The 18,044-nt window shown below is 36.2% G+C and carries 15 protein-coding genes and 2 pseudogenes; 3 read left to right on the plus strand and 14 right to left on the minus strand.

Features of this window, described 5'->3' with window-relative positions; genetic code table 11:
* Positions 1 to 309 precede the first annotated feature (309 nt).
* Positions 310 to 821, plus strand: a pseudogene (locus tag PH235_RS12105) (recombinase family protein).
* Positions 822 to 1,159: 338 nt separating this feature from the next.
* On the opposite strand, the gene PH235_RS12110 reads toward PH235_RS12105, so the two are convergent.
* Genes PH235_RS12110 through PH235_RS12125 form a run of 4 tightly spaced genes read right to left on the minus strand, consistent with a single transcriptional unit; the run spans position 1,160 to position 5,825 of the window.
* Positions 1,160 to 2,815: a glycoside hydrolase family 172 protein gene (locus tag PH235_RS12110; RefSeq protein ID WP_272162589.1), complete on the minus strand. Its 1,656-nt coding sequence runs from the start codon at positions 2,813 to 2,815 to the stop codon at positions 1,160 to 1,162.
* Positions 2,799 to 3,614 (minus strand): carbohydrate ABC transporter permease, encoded by an 816-nt coding sequence (locus tag PH235_RS12115; protein WP_272162590.1) that lies wholly within the window; start codon positions 3,612 to 3,614, stop codon positions 2,799 to 2,801. The genes PH235_RS12110 and PH235_RS12115 overlap by 17 nt, the downstream gene beginning before the upstream one ends.
* Positions 3,614 to 4,522: a carbohydrate ABC transporter permease gene (locus PH235_RS12120; protein ID WP_272162591.1), complete on the minus strand. Its 909-nt coding sequence runs from the start codon at positions 4,520 to 4,522 to the stop codon at positions 3,614 to 3,616. The genes PH235_RS12115 and PH235_RS12120 overlap by 1 nt, the downstream gene beginning before the upstream one ends.
* 13 nt (positions 4,523 to 4,535) lie before the next feature.
* A complete protein-coding gene (locus PH235_RS12125; RefSeq protein WP_272162592.1) occupies positions 4,536 to 5,825 on the minus strand; it encodes an ABC transporter substrate-binding protein in 1,290 nt (429 codons plus the stop codon).
* A gap of 182 nt (positions 5,826 to 6,007) precedes the next feature.
* On the opposite strand from PH235_RS12125, the gene PH235_RS12130 reads away from it, so the two are divergent.
* Entirely contained in the window at positions 6,008 to 6,985 is a 978-nt protein-coding gene (locus tag PH235_RS12130) for a LacI family DNA-binding transcriptional regulator (protein ID WP_272162593.1), read from the plus strand.
* A gap of 48 nt (positions 6,986 to 7,033) precedes the next feature.
* Here PH235_RS12130 and PH235_RS12135 read toward each other — a convergent pair whose 3' ends face one another.
* The 8 genes from PH235_RS12135 to PH235_RS12170 form a co-directional block, all read right to left on the minus strand.
* Positions 7,034 to 7,900, minus strand: a complete 867-nt coding sequence (locus PH235_RS12135) for an ROK family protein (RefSeq protein ID WP_272162607.1) — start codon at positions 7,898 to 7,900, stop codon at positions 7,034 to 7,036.
* A 13-nt stretch (positions 7,901 to 7,913) separates the two neighbouring features.
* A complete protein-coding gene (locus PH235_RS12140) occupies positions 7,914 to 9,035 on the minus strand; it encodes a glycoside hydrolase family 172 protein (protein WP_272162594.1) in 1,122 nt (373 codons plus the stop codon).
* 10 nt (positions 9,036 to 9,045) lie between these two features.
* Positions 9,046 to 9,444, minus strand: a complete 399-nt coding sequence (locus PH235_RS12145) for a PTS sugar transporter subunit IIA (protein ID WP_272162595.1) — start codon at positions 9,442 to 9,444, stop codon at positions 9,046 to 9,048.
* Positions 9,445 to 9,471: 27 nt separating this feature from the next.
* Positions 9,472 to 10,284: a PTS system mannose/fructose/sorbose family transporter subunit IID gene (locus PH235_RS12150; protein ID WP_272162596.1), complete on the minus strand. Its 813-nt coding sequence runs from the start codon at positions 10,282 to 10,284 to the stop codon at positions 9,472 to 9,474.
* A 2-nt stretch (positions 10,285 to 10,286) separates the two neighbouring features.
* The gene (locus PH235_RS12155) at positions 10,287 to 11,072 is read right to left on the minus strand and encodes a PTS mannose/fructose/sorbose/N-acetylgalactosamine transporter subunit IIC (protein WP_272162597.1); all 786 of its coding nucleotides are present in this window, start codon (positions 11,070 to 11,072) and stop codon (positions 10,287 to 10,289) included.
* Positions 11,073 to 11,087: 15 nt separating this feature from the next.
* A complete protein-coding gene (locus PH235_RS12160) occupies positions 11,088 to 11,564 on the minus strand; it encodes a PTS system mannose/fructose/N-acetylgalactosamine-transporter subunit IIB (RefSeq protein WP_272162598.1) in 477 nt (158 codons plus the stop codon).
* A 72-nt stretch (positions 11,565 to 11,636) separates the two neighbouring features.
* The gene (locus PH235_RS12165) at positions 11,637 to 14,303 is read right to left on the minus strand and encodes a sigma 54-interacting transcriptional regulator (RefSeq protein ID WP_272162599.1); all 2,667 of its coding nucleotides are present in this window, start codon (positions 14,301 to 14,303) and stop codon (positions 11,637 to 11,639) included.
* Positions 14,304 to 14,893: 590 nt separating this feature from the next.
* Positions 14,894 to 15,442 carry a recombinase family protein gene (locus PH235_RS12170; protein ID WP_272162600.1) on the minus strand — a complete coding sequence of 183 codons (549 nt, stop codon included), beginning with the start codon at positions 15,440 to 15,442 and terminating at the stop codon, positions 14,894 to 14,896.
* Positions 15,443 to 15,665: 223 nt separating this feature from the next.
* Between PH235_RS12170 and PH235_RS12175 the strand changes: the two genes are divergently transcribed.
* Entirely contained in the window at positions 15,666 to 16,823 is a 1,158-nt protein-coding gene (locus tag PH235_RS12175) for a putative phage abortive infection protein (protein ID WP_272162601.1), read from the plus strand.
* A 230-nt stretch (positions 16,824 to 17,053) separates the two neighbouring features.
* Here PH235_RS12175 and PH235_RS12180 read toward each other — a convergent pair whose 3' ends face one another.
* Positions 17,054 to 17,665 (minus strand): hypothetical protein, encoded by a 612-nt coding sequence (locus tag PH235_RS12180; protein WP_272162602.1) that lies wholly within the window; start codon positions 17,663 to 17,665, stop codon positions 17,054 to 17,056.
* Between the two features lie 33 nt (positions 17,666 to 17,698).
* Positions 17,699 to 17,950, minus strand: a pseudogene (locus tag PH235_RS14600) (PD-(D/E)XK nuclease family protein); the annotation flags it as partial.
* Positions 17,951 to 18,044: the final 94 nt, after the last annotated feature.

Here is an 18,044-nt window from a genome sequence, read left to right on the forward strand (position 1 = left end):
TATTTGTATAGCTAGATTTTAGCACAACACCTGTTGATGGTGACAGAAAAGGATCAGACACTCCATTAAATGGGCAAGACTACATTCCTAGTTAATCACAAAATCACCCGCTTCCCAAACGAGTTTATTTGATATTAGAAAAGTTAGTTTTTACACTGTACCAAAAATGGTTCATTTCTGGACACTTCTATTTTGGCATGATTTTTCTCTAAATGATCTGAAATATGTGTCCATAAACCCGTTATAAATTCTATGTCCAATTAATCGCCATGGCTGAAGTTAGGGCACAATAAAAAAATGGGAGATTTTTTGAAAAGTGGACATGCGCGGGTTTCAACTGGTTTACAGAATTTGGATCTCCAGGAAGATCGTTTGAAAAAATTCGGGTGTGAGAAAATTTTTACAGATCCCATGAGTGGCGCAAAGAGCAATCGTCCGGGATTAGAAACAGCGATTGAATTTGTTCGTTCAGGGGATACACTCGTTGTTTGGCGATTAGATCGGCTGGGGCGGAATATGGAAGACTTGATTACGATCGTCAATCGTTTGAATAATCGTGGCGTGAGTTTTCACAGCTTACAAGAAAATATCACGATGGATAAATCAAGCTCAACTGGTCAATTAATGTTCCATCTGTTTGCGGCATTTGCAGAATTTGAGCGGAATCTGATCCTGGAACGATCTGCAGCAGGACGTGCCGCTGCACATGCACGAGTGACTTGGAACTTATGAAGACGTTGATCGATAATGGAACACCTATTAAAACAATTGCTGAAAGATGGAATGTGTCCCGCACAACCATTTATCGTTATCTCAATTAATTAGAGGAAATGAATACTGAGCCCGCCCATTTATCGACTGATTCATTAATTTGTTCGAACTCAATTTAATTAAATGGCTACCGAAATAGAACCAATTAATGAATAAGCCGATACAAACATAAAAAATCACTCCCGATATAAGTTAGGAGTGATTTTTTATTTATACATCGAAAACCGGAATGTAAGCTAAGGCAACTCGCTGGTCCTAATCACTTTTAACGTAAACACGTTATCAACTTCGCTGGTAAGGGTATTGATATATAAGTTAATCATTTCACCAGGAAAATAAGTTGTGTTACATAATGCTCACTAGGATCCTATTTCTACATTCGCTATTCTTACTTAATATTTTTAATACATTCATCTATTTGCGGTATCCTATAACTATCTGTTGTATTTCGTTCTTGATACCAAAAAGGCGTCACTTCATAAATACAGTGATTATTATCACCCCACTCATCAGGTTTATATTTTTCGATAAAAGCTTCAAATCCTTCTGAAAAGGGAACATTATCACATACTTGCAGCCGGATTACAGAAGTATGGCCATTCCCATCAATGGGCATCAATGATTGCGCTGCAAATGCACTATCGAACAATGCAAAGGGCGGTTCCGCAGCCCAAGCATACCCAATATAATCTTCGCTGCCTGTGCCAAAAGTAGATGGGAACTTTTCATCATCAACGAAGAATTTTTCATCTCCTTCTCCCCACCACCAATCAATGGTTTTATCATCCCAATGGCCATACCACCAGGTTTTGCTGGAATTTTCTGGCTGGGTCCACTTATTACGGATGTGCATGTGTGTTCCGCAAAAGCGTCCTGCTCCTCTGGTCAATAGTAATGGCCAATCTGGCCAACGCTGTCCTTGTCCTTCTTCGAAATCCTTTCTATCCAGTTGTTGGAAATCCCCATTATGCCATTTTGCATGAAATCGTAAGCATTCATCCGCTTGATCCTTTTGTAGTTCCTCAACTTTATAATTGAAAAGTATGGTGATTACATCAGACCCCGTATAAATAAGTTCAATTTTTGCACCATTTGAGTACGGCATGTACCAATTAGCATATAGTCGTTTCTCTGTCATCCCTAATGGTAGGGTTCTGAAAAGGTTATATCCCGGTGCACTTCCGAAGAAGTCACCCAAGGGAGCGCAAACTGAAGGTGTTTCTTGTTGGTCCCAATAGATTGTTACTAAAGCTTCCCTTAAAAGCGTTCGGATTTCTTCTTCGGAATATTTTTCTTGATCCAGTTGTATTCCTAGATAGGTCAATGCACCTGAAGTTTCTGTATCAAACACTATTTGTTTTCCTTGCGTTAAAATAATCTCTTTTGTTTGGCAGTCAGGACTAAATTGATCCCCACGATTGTATAGTGTTCGATCAATTTCTGCCATTACCTTTAACCCATCTTTTGAAGTCAGTTCTTCAAAACTCGGTAGGATTTCCTCAGGATAAAGACTGTACGTAAAATGATAATACTCTCCCCATCCTTCAGAAAATGTCACTTTAATACTTTTTTCAAATGGAACAGGAAAAAATGAATTATATCCTCCCGAAAGTTTGGGTGCTAAACTTGGAAATCCTGCCGGTGAGATATCATCAGTAAGCTGCTCAAAGAATTTTTTGAATGGCCTGGAATAACTCGGGGTATTTTCTCCGTCAAAATAGAAATTTATATTCCCTTCCTCTGGCTTTGCAGACCAGACGCGCCAAATAACTCCTGGTCCATTTAATTCCACCACTACACTTTCTTCATTTTCTTTCCGAATAATTCCACTGCCATCATTATTTGCTGCCCAGTTCATATATTTCTCTGTTTTCTCATCATAATAGGATTGGCGATCATAACTACTAAAACTTCCAGACTTCTCTCCAACTTTAGGCATATCAGCTAATCGGCGCATATTTATAAGTCGATCAGCTAGCACATCAAACTTGTTTATCAACATATTTTTAAATCCCTTTCGTAAAAAATCATTTAACCGCTCCATCAGCTACCCCTTTGATAATATGCTTTTGCATAAAGAAGTAGAAAATGATAACTGGAACAATGGCGATAAGTAATCCTGCTAGAGCTAAATGCCACTGTTTTGTATAGGCACCAAAAAAATAAAACATTTTAATCGGAATTGTTTGCATCCCAGGTTTATTAATAACTAACGAAGGTAATAAATAATCATTCCAGATAGAAATAGCATTTAACAAAGCTACCGTAACGGCGGTCGGCTTTAGCATAGGATAGATAATTCTAAAGAAAATCTGCCAACGGGACGCGCCATCAATTGTTGCTGCTTCATCTAATGACTTTGGAATTCCCTTTAATGCACCGACAAACATGAATACGCCCATACTGACATTAAAACCTAAGTGCATAAAGATCAAACCGCCACGATTCAACATTCCTAGTTTCCCATAAATCGATACTAAGGGGATCATTACCGATTGGAAAGTTACAAGCATAGCTGCTACAAAAATATAATAGACAATCTTGCTTACTTTACTTTCTGATCGCTGAATTGCATATGCTGCCATAGCTGAAATTACTGATATCAATAACACTGATGCAATCGTAATCAAAAGTGTATTAAAAAATGACTGGGTGAAGTCTAGTTCTCTATATGCTTCTGGGTAATTTTCAGTAGTAAATGTCTGGGGCAATCCTAGGGTGTTAGAAAAAATCTCAGTTTTTTCCTTGAATGAATTAACAATAATCAAGTAAAAAGGTAATACCCATAACATTGCTAAAACGATTCCCACAAACGGATATGCATGGAATTTTCTTTTTAACATCAGACTTCCACCTCCTTCCTAGAACTCAGAAATACTTGTGTTACGGAGATAATCATCAGAATTAAGAAAAAGACCATTCCTTTCGCCTGAGCCAATCCCATTTCTCTTTGTGAGAATGCAGTGTTCACTATGTCCATGGCCACCATTGTTGTTGACTTAAACGGTCCCCCAGAAGTTAATGCCAGATTCTGGTCATAAATTTTGAAGCAGAAAGATAAACTCATGAATAGGCTGATTGTAAAAGCCGGACGTATCATTGGTAGTTTAATTTGCAGCAGTTGTTGCAATTCAGTTGCTCCATCCAAACTAGAAGCTTCTAATAGTGATTCATCAACACCCTGTAAGAAAGCAACATAGATAACCATGATATATCCTGCATATTGCCAAACAACCATCATCACCATACCCCAGAAACCGGTCAATGGGGTAGATAACCATCCATTTAATGCTTCAACACCTATTGCTGTCCCTATAGAAGAGAAGGCTTTAATAAAAACAAATTGCCATATAAAACCAAGGATTAGGCCACCAATTAAATTCGGCATGAAAAAAATGGTCCTCAAAATTGTGCTGCCTCGAAATCCTTTCGTTACAATTACTGCTAAGCATAGTCCGACTAAGTTAATCAATAGAACAGTAACAACAGAAAATTTTAATGTGAACCAAAGAGAGGCCAGGAATTCTTTATCACCTAAAATTCGTTGAAAATTTTCCAATCCCACAAATGTAGAGACTGAAATTCCGTCCCATTTGGTAAATGAATAATATATGCCGATAAGAAATGGAATAACTACTATAGCACTCACAGCGATAGCCGCTGGGATTAAGAAAGGATACGACCATTTCTGGTCGTTTATCCTATTTTTTCTCATTTTTCTAGATAGAGTCAATTTTTTTGAGGATTCCATTTTTTCCCTCCTATTATTGTTCGGCTGGTTTCCATGCATCTTTCACGTCACTAACAACTTCATCCCACGTAGCTTCTCCTGTGATATATTTCTGAATCCCTGTTCCAATCGAATTTTTTAACCAGTCGACATTTGTTGCATTAAATACCGCTTGGCGGTAAGCTCCATCATTTACATAGTTTGTATATTCATTAATCAAATTTACATCGGAAGAATATTCCTCATACCCTTTATAAGCAGGAATAAACATAAAGCTGTCAACTGTGTTTTTCTTGCCATCCTCTGAAATATTCATATAGTCAAGAAATTCTTTTGCTGCTTCTACTTCTTTTTCGCCCGACTCTTTATTGACAATGTAATAATTTAAACACCCACCGTCTAAGTAACTTTCTGGTGTTCCTTCAACAGGGATCGGCAAAATTCCAATATTATCTTGTGCCCATTCTTCATCTGCCTCCATTAAAGTTGGAACTACCCAACTTCCTTGCATAACAATAGCTACTTTTTCCCCGATAAACTTGTCATCAATTTGCGTAGAATAATCCATACTAACTGTCGGCTGTACGCCATAGTCATTTTGGACATCTACGTAATATTTCATTTGGTCAGCATATTCAAAATTGAAATTTGGTGCGGAAACAGCGGTGGTTGGGTCATAATCAAATTCTGGTGCAATAAAAATGCCCCCTCCGTGCATCCCGGTAGACCACGTTTCTTTTGCTGGAAAAGCAAATACGGCGTCAAGACCTAATGTATCTTTCTGTTCATCAATTTTTTTGACTGCTTCAGTTAAATCACTTTGCGTTTTAATAGCATCCGCATCAATTCCAGCCTCTTTAAAGATATTCTTATTGTAGAGATATGAATAGATCTCCATGCTCATCGGAACTGCACCAATGCCCCCATCATCTAGTTTCATAAATTCAATTGTACTTGGAATAGCATTTTTAATAGATTCAGTATCCGAAACATCCGCAGCATACTGTTTGTAGTTAACAAACTGTTCTAAGCCAGCAGCCATAAAAATTGTTGGGGCTTCACCTGATGAAAATTTAGCTTTTAAAGTAGATTCCGAATCTTCACCGCCGCCGACAAATGTCAAATCGATATTAATGTCTGGATTTTTTTCTTCGAACTTTTCTACAAACGCTTCCATTTCTTTCTTATACTCGACTTTTGATAAAAACATACTGATATTCGTCTTATCACTTGAAGAGCCTTCGGCACCATTTCCACATGCAGCCAAAATAGTCGTACCCATCAATACTGTTGCGCTAAGCATTGCTCTTTTCCAAAATTTCATAAAAATTCCTCCATTTCTTTGTATAAAAATTCTAGCTATTTATTAATCTCTAACCACCCAATGGTAACGTTACCATTGGTAGCAAAACTATCGTAACATGCTAGGAAAATAATTTCAAGACTTTTTTTGGTAACGGTACCATCATATGGTATACTTGTTTTGTATAATTTAGGAGGTAAAAAATGACGACGATAAAAGATATAGCTAAACTAGCCAAAGTTGGGACTACTACAGTCTCCCGCGTTATAAACAAAAGTCCAAAAGTTTCCGAATTGACAAAACAGCGCGTGGAACAAGCAATGAAAGAATTAAATTTTGTTCCTAATGAATATGCTCGAGTTTTAAAATCCCAGAAAGCAAAAACTATCGCAGTAAGTGTTCCTAGCATTTGGCATCCGTTCTTTTCCGAATTTGTGTTTCATATCGAAAAAAAATTATTGCAGAAGGACTATCGATTACTTATTTCAAGTAATAATGCTGAGTCATCTGTAGAAATTGAATTCTTAGATATGGTCAGGCAGAATAAGGTGGATGGTATCATCGCCTTGACTTATCACAATATCGACCATTACTTATCTTCAAATCTTCCTTTTGTGAGTATAGATCGATACTTTAAGGAAGCGGTAGCTTATGTGACTTCTGACAATTACCACGGTGGTGAAATTGCAGCAGAAGAATTAATCAAGCGAGGGTGCAAAAATTTAGGGTATGTTGCAGCAATAGCTCCTCAGAAAAACGATACGCTAAGAAGGAAAGATGGATTTGTAGATAAAGCAAAGAGTCTCGGATTTGACGTGGATATTTTCCAACGATATGAACCTATTCTGGATTATAATGTATTTTTTGATGAATTCTTCGAAGAATTCCCAAATCTTGATGGTCTTCTGGTAATGAATGATCAAACTGCGCTAGTGTTATTAGCCTATCTGGATAAAAAAGGAATCCAGGTCCCTAGGGATATTCAAATCGTAGGGTATGATGGATTTCATTATTTCGAGAACTTTGAAACGTCATTGACATCAATTAAACAACCTATTAAAGAAATGGCTGAGGCTGCTTTAAACCTGCTTTTTGATTTGATTGACGGGAAACCAATAGGCGACCCTGTGGTTCTACCTGTCTCTTTCAAAGAAGGTAAAACCACAAAACCTCTATTATAGGCACTTAGATCGTCTATAATATCTATTTTCGTCGGAATAGTTTTTTCGTTATAACTTTTGATCCCTGGCCAAAGCCAAACAACCTATTATACCCGCGTTATCGCCCAATTTAGGTGTAACAATATACGTCTCGATATCCGGCGTCCTTACATACTGATTCAGCTTCTTCTCAAAAGCTTCTCTGATTTTTGGTAGCAAGTGCGCTTGCTTCATCACTCCACCGCCAAAGATGATCCGATCCGGCGACAAGATTAGGGTTGTGTTATGGGCACATTGGGCGAGATAATCGGCTTCAATTTCCCATGCAACATCTGTTTGCGAAACCTCATATCCTTTTTTTCCTGTCCGTTTTTCGATTGCCGGACCAGAAGCTAGTCCTTCTAAACAGCCGTTGTGGAATGGGCAGGTCCCATTGAAATTGTCCGCTTCATGCCGCTGTAAGAGCATGTGTCCCATTTCTGGGTGACTAAATCCATCCACAAATGAGCCGTTTTGAATTGCTCCTCCGCCGACACCCGTACCGACAGTGTAATATACTAGATTGCGTAAGCCTTTACCATGCCCAGCTACATATTCTCCATAACAAGCTGCATTCACATCAGTTGTCCAAAAGAACGGAATGTCAAATTCTTCTTTTAACGTGCCAATGAAATCAAAATTCTCCCAATTTTTTTTCGGAGTGGAGGTAATAAACCCATATGTAGGCGATTCTTTATGAATATCGATAGGTCCGAAGGATCCTATTCCTATACCAATCATCTCATCCCTATACTTTTCAAAAAAATTAATCACTTGAGGTATTGTCTTTTGGGGAATATCTGTAGGAAAACTGACGCTATCAACTACAGATAGCGTCTCGTCACCTACTGCGCAAACAAACTTCGTGCCCCCTGCTTCAATTGCACCATACATTATATTTTTCTCCTTTCTATCTTGGTAAACGATCTTCCCGGCACAGTAATTCTGAAAATGGACTATGGGGTTCTTGTTGGTACCAGTAAGAAACTGTCGAGATATCATCTTCCCTTTCATAGAGTTTAATGTCATCATTTCCTAGATTTTGGAAAGTAACGCTTAAATCAGACTTGAATGATATCGGATCAGGTAGATGCCAACGATACAAGCCATGCATAGGCAATGCATCATCACCGAATCCATGAACCGGATTAGGGTTTGGTTTTCCGGCACTAAAGTAGTCCCGAGTTTGATCTCGTTTTGATTGGAAAGGGTATCCCATAAATAATGTGTTAAAGTTCTGTGCATAGGGCAGTTCTCCATAATTTCGTTTGTGAAATGCCCAGGCTCCTCCAAAGTAATCTTCTGCTCCAGTTGAAGTAATGGTAGGAAAGGCCTTATCTCCATCAATATAGAATTTGAACTCCCCTTCTCCCCACCAGTATCTTTCCAGTGCACAAAGTGCCAAATAAGTCCCCACGTAATAACCCTTACCGGTAATACCGTCAACTAAAGTATAATCAACACCTTTTGTTGTAATTCTTTCTCGGTTCCATTTAGCATGAAAATACATAGCCTCTTCAGGAATTTCTGTCAATGCATAGTTGAACGTGTAAAAAATATGCTTAATGAATTCCGGATGTTCGCTAGTGAGCGTTACTTTAGCTTTTTTGCGGAAAGGCATTTCAAAATAACAATTCATACCAGATGTTGGATTCACGACGATTGGTAATGAATTTACTTCACATCGTGCACCAAACCCATTACAGAAGAAATCCCCTAAAGGACTTTCCACAGAAGGAGTAACTTCATCATCCCAGTAGATTCTAAGAATCAAATCTCTTAAGACAAAACTACCAGCAATTGTTTTATCTGTTACAGTCATCCAAAAATGACGTAATACCCCTGGCCCTTCAATTTCTGCTAAAGTTATAGTCTCTCCGGGTTGGATAGGCACAGAAGGAGATCCTTTCCTTCCTAAGCCCAAATGACTTGCAGTCATCGCAGCTTTTCCCTTCTCACCAGTAATATTTTCAGGCGAAATTGTTCGACTTTCTTCTCCTTTATGAATCCAAATGTTTTTTAACGTATCCATTTTTTTCTCCTTACTCATCTGAAGTTTCTTTTTGAATAATTTGATCATTAACATAAATCAGCTGTTGTCGAGCTTCAGCCACCAGTTGTGGAATGTCAATATGCGGACTGTCTAATTGAACTGCAATACTGATTGCTAAAGGGAGATTAATTCCAGAAATGACATGAACCCGGTTAGACATATAGGGAAAGAAGCGTTGATTAACACTCCCTCCCGCCATATCAGTTAGAACAATAAATTCATCTTCATAGTTTAGTAACTCTTCAATTATTGGACGGATATCTTCTGTCTTCCGATCTGTATATGCACATAATGCAATAATTCGATCATCTCCACCAGTTAAGAAATCTAATGTTTTTTTGAAACCTTCTGCTAACTGAGAATGGCTAGCGATAATCATTTTCCTCATAAATTTTTCCTTTCTATATTTCAATATTTATGCCAAAATTCCAAATGCAGATGCAATCATAGCAAAAAGAATTACAACTAAAATCAATAGTGTCATACTCATTTTTTTCTTTGAGAGCAGATAATACGCAGCGCCTGTGATCATTACAGGAATCAGAGCCGGTAATATGTTGTTTAGCATAGGTTGAATTTCCATATTTACTTCTCCGAAATTAAAAGTAATTGGCGTAATAACGTTTATTACTGAAGCAATTAGGGCTCCCACAACAGTCAGGCCTAAAACAGACGCAGCTTCTGTCAAGAAGGTTATTTTTTCCCCATACTCAGTTACAATTTTGAGACCTTGTTTATAACCGAATTCAAAGCCACGCATACGGAAGAAGAAAATAACTAAAATAAGTAATAGCCACATGAAAATACCAAATGGATTCCCTTCAAGAGCCATATATGCAGCAATTGATCCCATAATAGTTGGAATCATGGTCATCAACAATGAATCGCCTATTCCAGCTAAAGGCCCCATCGTCCCTACCTTAAAGTCTTGAATTGCATCTTTAGCGGATAGTCCTTGCTTCTCTTCCATCGCTACGACAGCCCCTAAAATGATCGCTGCTAACCAAGGTTGTGTATTATAGTACTGAAAATGATTATTTAATGCGGTTTTATAATCTTCATCATTTTTGTAAATTTTCCTTAGAATGGGCGACAATGCATATACGACCGAGGCTCCCTGTTGGGTTTGGTAATTAAAAGTACACACACTCATCAACCATCTATAATTAGCTTTACGTAAATCTTTATTGGTTACCTGGTAGGTTTCATTTTGTAAACGGTTATCCATTACTATTCATCCTCTCCGATATATGTCTCCATAAACGCACCTTTAGCCAAGATACGCGCATCTTTTTCTGTTCGTCTATATACGTTATACGCCAAGGCAAAACCGATTATTGCTGCTCCGATTATTGGAACGTTCAAAAAAGCTGCAATGAAAAAGCCTATTAACAAGTAACTGATATATTTTGTAGTTGGCATGAATCTTAGTAACATTGCAATCCCGACTGCAGGCAGCATTTTCCCTGCAAGTGTTAAGCCATTCATAAACCATTCAGGCATATTTTCTAATAAGAAATTAACTGCAGATTGCCCTAATGTTACAGAAATGAACACTGGAATAGCTGCTGATAATCCGAAGAGGATAGGTCCCAGCCATAATATCCCATTCATTTTTTTGTATTCACCTTTTTGAGAAAAATCCTGAGATTTGCGTACTACAAATCCATTTAAAATTTTTACAAGCACATCCAATTGGACACCCAACATCCCTACAGGTAAACCAACAGCGAGTCCAGCCTCTACACCAAGAGCTGTTCCGAAGGCTGTTGCAATAATAGCTGTTGTTCCGTAATCAGGAACCGAAGAACCTCCAAAGCCAGCTACTCCCAGTGACATTAATTGTACTGTTCCCCCAACTATTAAGCCGGTTTCAATGTCTCCCATTATTAGTCCTGTAAATAATCCCCAAAAAACTGGGTAATTAACAAATAACATAGGGATCCCATAATAATCTATATGTTTAATAAACGCTAATAGTGTTAACAAGATAATTTGCAAAATCGTTAATTCCATAATGGTTTCTCTCCTTTATAACTTATTAGTTATTTCTTGTGGTTTATCTGCCGGAACAAACTGCGTTACGATTTTTATACCCAAATCCAAGAGTTTTCGATAGGTACTAATATTATTTTTAGAAGCATATGCTCTCGGGGATAATTGAACACCATCATCTTTGACCACTGTCCCTCCTACAACTAGTTGAGGTATAGAAACACCATTCTCAACTAAATTTAGAATTGATTCGGGCTCTCTTACAATGACAAACACCTTCTCCTTCTCATATTTACCTGCCTTAAAATTGGTTATGGCAGTATCTTCTGAGATAATAGAAACTGCCATTCCTGCTGGACGTGCCAAACGCATACTCGCTTTTGCAATATCATCGTTAGCTACTTTGTCATCAATTACCATGACACGATGCGCTCCCGACATAGGGGCCCATTGTGTAACGATAATTCCATGAAGTAACCGATTATCAATCCTTGCCATTACTATATTCATCATGTATCCCTCCAAATTTTATTTACTACTTTTCTATATGCAAAAATCGTGCCAATACAAAAAAAGCCTGTTTTATCAGGCTTTTTTTGTATAATCATAAATGTAATTGACTTCAAATGCTGGGATTTCGACACTATAGTATTGTTCTACGACAGTAAATGATTTCTTGAATTTTTGATGGAAGATCCTCAAATGCTTATCTTTTAAATCCACATAGATTTCATCTTGTAGATGAGGTTGCGTGACTAAACGTTCAATTAAACAGCTAATATGGACATACAGGCCGAAACATGTATTATTATCGAGTCTTAGGCCTAATTCATTTTGTAGAATATAAATTGCATCAGAAACTTGCTCTAATAATTTAGAAGGGTTTAAGATTGTTAATTGTTCCATTAAGTTAGTTAAACTAAAATTTTTCAGAATATTTTCATTTAAAAGGTCCAATTCTTCCGTTTTAAAATGTTTAGTCAATTTATTAGACAAATCCTCTATATTTATCCCAAGAATTAATTCCTCAATTGAGTAGAATGCCATACCTTCAATATTGGGATTCAAAGTACCTACTATAAACAGTATTTGATAATCTTTTTTTAGCTCTTCTAGATAGTTTTCGTTGACTAATGTATAGAAATCACTGGTTTCAATTAGAAAATCTGCAGTTTTTGGCAGACTACTTTCTAAAATTTGTTTTAATTTAAAAGATGTTCCTAATCCACTTGCACATGAACATATAATCATTTCTTTCTTACGATTAGATGGCTGATATCTATACTCAACAGTTTGATTTACTTGTGCCTGTTCAAGGATATTTTTTAGAGGAATATTCAAAAAGAGTTGATTAGCAACATCAATAGCCATACGAGTGGATACATTGTTTAAAATTCCAAAGGATCGGTCTTTCGGAATTTCTAAATGTTCATGAATTTTCTCCAATGACCCCATATCTACCAAAAGTATAAGTTCCTCGAAATGCTTTCTCTCTTGAAGATAATGATTAATTTTTGTTGCTAGTTCTTTTGATGATGTGTTCAATGGCATATCTATAGAGTCAAAAATATATCTTCCCATCATACGATTTGCGGTACTGGCCAAAGAGGAGGCAGTAGTATCACCATGAGCAATTATTAATGCTAATCGACTTTTAGAATAATCTCTATTTGTCATCAGATGAAATAAGATAGCTAGTACAAGATAATGTTCTTCAGATAAATCAATATCGGCGTTCCGGGTAAAATCATGCACCCATAGCAGCTCTTGTCTAACGCTTTTTGTAAGATCCTTTTCAAAATTCTCCCATTTTTCTAAATCGATTGTTGTATTCATATACTGGAACATCCAAGAATTAAGGAACATAATTCCTAGATGAAAATAGAAATAATCAAACTGGATTTGAAAATTTTTCTCTAAGTGCTTAATGAATTGACGGAATCGGATTTCTGCATAACTGGAATAATTATTTTGTTTTTCTCTCTGAGAATTCAAAAACCTTTTTTTTAATTCTTTGTCATAGCTTTGAAAAAGAGATTTATCGTCTTTGGTATTTCCCCAGATATTGATAAGAAGTAAGAGTAATTCTACAAATGATATTTTTTCATCAATTCGAATCAATTCATTGACCCCAATATAAATAGTTTGTTTCTCATGATGATGTATTTTGTACTCTCGAAAATCAAATGTTGATGGAAGGGCACTCATTTGGATTTGTAACCCCTCTGTATTATCGTTAGCTACTGAAAAAGCATTCGCACAAGAGATTTGGATAATATTTTTTAAGTTTCCTAAGTTATCTTCGAAAGAATATGTCATCAATAATTCATACAATTGCCCAGATACATATATTTTTTTGGATATTCTGGCTTCTTCCTCCTTAAAAAACATTTGAATTAGTTGTTTACGCTCAAAGTTGGAACGATTTTCGAGAGTTGGGAGAGTAATTTTTACCGGGATACGTCGTTGGAGCGTAGTCAGCAGATGCTTCTCAGGCAGCTCTGATGTAGCAAAGATAATTCGACAACGTGATTCATACCATTTCTCATTGTCACCTAAGCGGTGAAACTTTCCCAGATCCATAAATTGAAAGAGCTTTTCCTGACACTCATTACTCAATGAATGCACCTCATCTAAAAATAGAATCCCCCCAGCTGCTAATTCTGCTAGTCCTCGTCGATTTTCCGAAGCTCCTGTGTACGCTCCTTTGACATGCCCAAAAAAATTAGAAAGAAATAATTCTGGATTGTTAGCGTATTCGCTACAGTTTACAGCTACAAATTTTTTATCTTCTGATATTGTACTATTAACAACTAAATGTTCATAAACCGCATTAGCCAAGAAGCTTTTTCCAGTTCCTGTTTCACCATGTAAAAGTATCGGTAACCCATAGGGTGGATATTGTATAGCAGCCTTCATTTGAGCAAGAATTCCTTTAAGACTCCCTTGACTACCAATTACACTATCCAGTCCGATGCTATGAGTGTTTGTCAACCACTTCTGCGCTTCAGTGATGGAAGAAAATATCAACATGTCTGGAGATTTTTTAGGTAGAACGAAGAATATAACCGGACGAGAGTTTATTTTTCCAAAAGTTCCATCCTTAACGAATTCATTTAAATATTGTGAGACAATGTTACGACTAACATTAAAATAAACTGATACTGCTGCGGCAGTATTAAGCTGCCAACTATCTAAATTTCGACAATGGTCCACTATATAATCATAAATCTTATCTTTTAAGTCTTTCATCTCTACACCTCTTCGACACTGAATATAATTTTCCGACACTACAATAATAGCATTTATAGTATTCTCAAACTATTATAATTTATAATTCCTCACTAATTTTGTAGTAAGTCCCCAATCACTTCGTCATTGATTATTATAGAGATGTATATTATCTCTATAATTAGATATTTTCGACTGAATGGATTCAGTTCAGTAAAAGACCTTTTTAAATCATCATAGCTCATTTTATTACATATATTTCCATATCTAATGTAGAACTCATCTCTATTGCCATCACAGAAGGCATGTGTGGCATGAGTTTGCTTTTTGGTCCTTCTATCCTGACTAGATTAACCCCTTTATGTTGTATTGAAGTGCAATCTATTCGATGTAGTACTAGTCAAATCTTGGTTTTACAGAATAACCGAAATGATTGTTCCTATTGTTCAAATAGTTCTTCAGTAACTCCAGTGCCAGAAGCAACAGTAGGATTATGATTTTCATCTTCTCCAATACCTAAAATTATGGTTCCACCTTAGTGTAGTAGTCTACTATACTAATTAGGTGTATGAATTTATCAATAACAGATACTAAATCTTAGTGTTGTTTAACTATAGTTTTCTTTTATTCCGCGTCAAAGTGCTCTTACTGATTCCGGTCATTTTCTCTACCTCTTTATAGGAATGATTCTTCAATAGATTCATGGCCAGATTGATTTGTTGCTGATTGAATTTCTTTGGTCGCCCTTCCCTGAAATCAGGTTTCTGTTTGGCCAGCTCTTTCCCTTCCTGCGTACGTTCCACAATCAGATCGCGCTCAAAATCCGCAAAAGCGCTGAAGATGGTGAAAATCAATCTTCCGGTGGACGTGTTTTCGATAATTCCTAGATTCAGCACATTGATCCGCACGCCCTTCTCGAATAAGAGCTTGATCGTGTTCAATGCGTCTTGTGTGCTGCGAGCGAAGCGATCCAACTTCGTCACAACCAGCGTATCCCCCGTTTCAATTTCCTGAAGGAGTTTTTGGAATTCGGGACGATCACTTTTTGTTCCGGTAATTTTTTCGAAGTAAACCCGATCGCAGCGTTCCTCCTCGAGTTGACGCAGCTGTCCTTCCAGATCTTGTTGGCGGGTACTCACCCGTGCATAGCCATATTTCATCTTTTTTTACCCTCTCTTTTGACTATAAGTTATGACACATTCGTATCCTTTGATTTTACTGGAGCAAGAAAGTATAGTCAACACTCTTAAGTTTTGATTACGAATTTTATTTTTCAAATAAAAATACCCTTTTCAGTCTTATATACGAAAAGAGAGAGTTCATCTGATATGATTATATTATGTAGTTTATTTAGTAAAAAATACATTTGTACGAGGAGCTGACATGAAAAAATATATTAAAGATAATTGGAAATGGCTATCAAGCGGTTTTTTTGGCCTCTTTATTATAATCCCTCTCTTGACTCAGATATTAATTAATATAGATACGATTAATAAAGGGTCGGACGACGGTTGGTTAGGTTTTTGGGGTGGATATTTAGGTGCTATTATTGGGATAGCTGGAGCAATTTTTGTAGTACAGATACAATTGAAGGAGGATAGGGAAGGTAGAGAGGTCGAAAAAGTTGACAATACTTTCTTTAATTTACTAACACTACATAATGATCAAAAGAACACGCTAAACGACGAGCGTATATTTGAAAAAATATATTCCGATTTTAATAAAGAACTGAAAAATCAGCTTTTAGAAGAAGGATTAGATTTTTTTTACTCAGAAAAAGCTACAATCGTTTCTATATTGCAGGAATTCATAAAAGGATATAAAAATTATATTGAAAATAATGAACAATACGTATCAGCTGAATTCTTAGAACGTTGGGAGAGGAGAAAAACAGGGGCAACTTTTTCCGATAGTTGTACAGGTACAGCGGATTCAACCTTATATAACGATCTCTGCTATGCATTAGAAGAAATCGCTAGTATAGAAAAATTTTTAGATGATGTCGAGAATAAAAAAATAAATTATTTTTCTCACGCGGTCTTCGAAGGAGCATATGAAAAATTAGATAATTATACTCGGAACTATAAGGCTTATCTTTTCGATGTTCCAGAGAAATGGAACCAGTTAATTGCGGCATTATACAAATATAAATCAGGACATTTAAGTTTACTACCTTTTAATAGAAAAAAACGAGGAATCGAACGTGCTATTAATAATCATTATAGTAGAATTGGTGCATACTTTAGAATTTTTCATAGGATAGTAAAATATATTAATGATAAAGTAGCAGATGAAGAAATTAAAAAAGATTACTTAGGTTTTTTAAGAGCAACTATAAATGAAAAAGAGATGTTAGTTATATTTTATAATGCTGCGTATACAGAAAGAGGCAATGGGCTGTTAAAGGAAATTCGTAAAACAACCTTTTTTGGAGAGCATAATGAATTATTGGAAGATTCTACCGTGCAGCATTTTAATCCTAACTCGATGTTATGGAAATCTGAGGACCTAAAAATTATGCAAGGGTTTGGTAATAAATAGTATATATAATTAAAATGAGGGGCTCTTCTTCCCCGCATGTTGTTGATTTGCTATAGTAGCGTTACCTCATACAACCCTATATACAACATGACAACCACTACCATTTATCGTTACTTAAAAAGCAATCCCAAATAACGCATATTAAGCTGATTTCGCGGGTAAGTTACCTACCTTAGAATTTGAAATCTGCTTAAAATGCGTTTTAGTTTAAGTTATTTTTTTAATCAATCCTACATCTCACTTAATTCATTATATTTAGAAATCAAATCACTACAATAATCATCGATTTCCACAATTTGTTTTCTCAAGCTATCTGTAATTTCCTTAACAATAACTTCCCTCTCTTCTTCCCCTAGTCTTGAAATAATATTATCAACAAAATTTTGATCTACTTTTTTGAGTTTCCAGTTCCCAACTGTCCACCATTCCCAATTTGATTTTTTATTGCGGTTATCAAAATGATTAAGTGTTTTTTCTAACACTACTCTTTTTTGTGGCTCAATTCTGCCAGTAAAAGCTAATTTTATTTTACCTGATGATTTGGCATCTTTATTCAGTATTTCAAAAGAGTATGCTTTATGATTTCCCCAACCTCCGCGATAATCACTCGATAGTCTTGGAAATACTTTATTCATTTCCTTAGTTTCAAAACGAATGATAGATTTTCCTGAGTGGTTTGGATTCGAAATTAACAGTCCGTCCTTCTCTAAATTATTTATTGCTTCACTATATAATTCACTCATCACACTCAAGTTATCTGGTTTATTTTCAAAAATTAAATCCAGGGCTTCTTGATGTTGACTATAGATTCTATTACAAATTTTTTGTAGCCTCTCATCCACTATTACATCTCTCCTTAAACTGTTCAAATAGTCATCGACTAAAAAGTTAATTTTTGAATCTAGTCCATAGATTTTAATTAAGCGTTCTAAAATCTCTATGATTTCATAATATGAAAGTAAGTACCAATTATTGTTGGTTGCTTCGTCACGTTCAGGAGTCAAAAAAACAAAAAGCTTTGTGTAATCTCTATAATGGCTATCAACATAATTTTGGTACTTATTTAATTGGTGTTTTGATTCACTTGCACCAATTGTTAACGCCGGTAGTAAAATGTAGGAAAACAACGGTTTGAAAAATGTCGGAAATCATACATTTTTTTGAATATACTTATTTCATCTCATCTACACAAGGAGGTAATGAGCATGAGAAAAGATATTC

Source organism: Trichococcus sp. K1Tr (assembly GCF_028309625.1).
In the GTDB taxonomy this organism is placed as follows: domain Bacteria; phylum Bacillota; class Bacilli; order Lactobacillales; family Aerococcaceae; genus Trichococcus.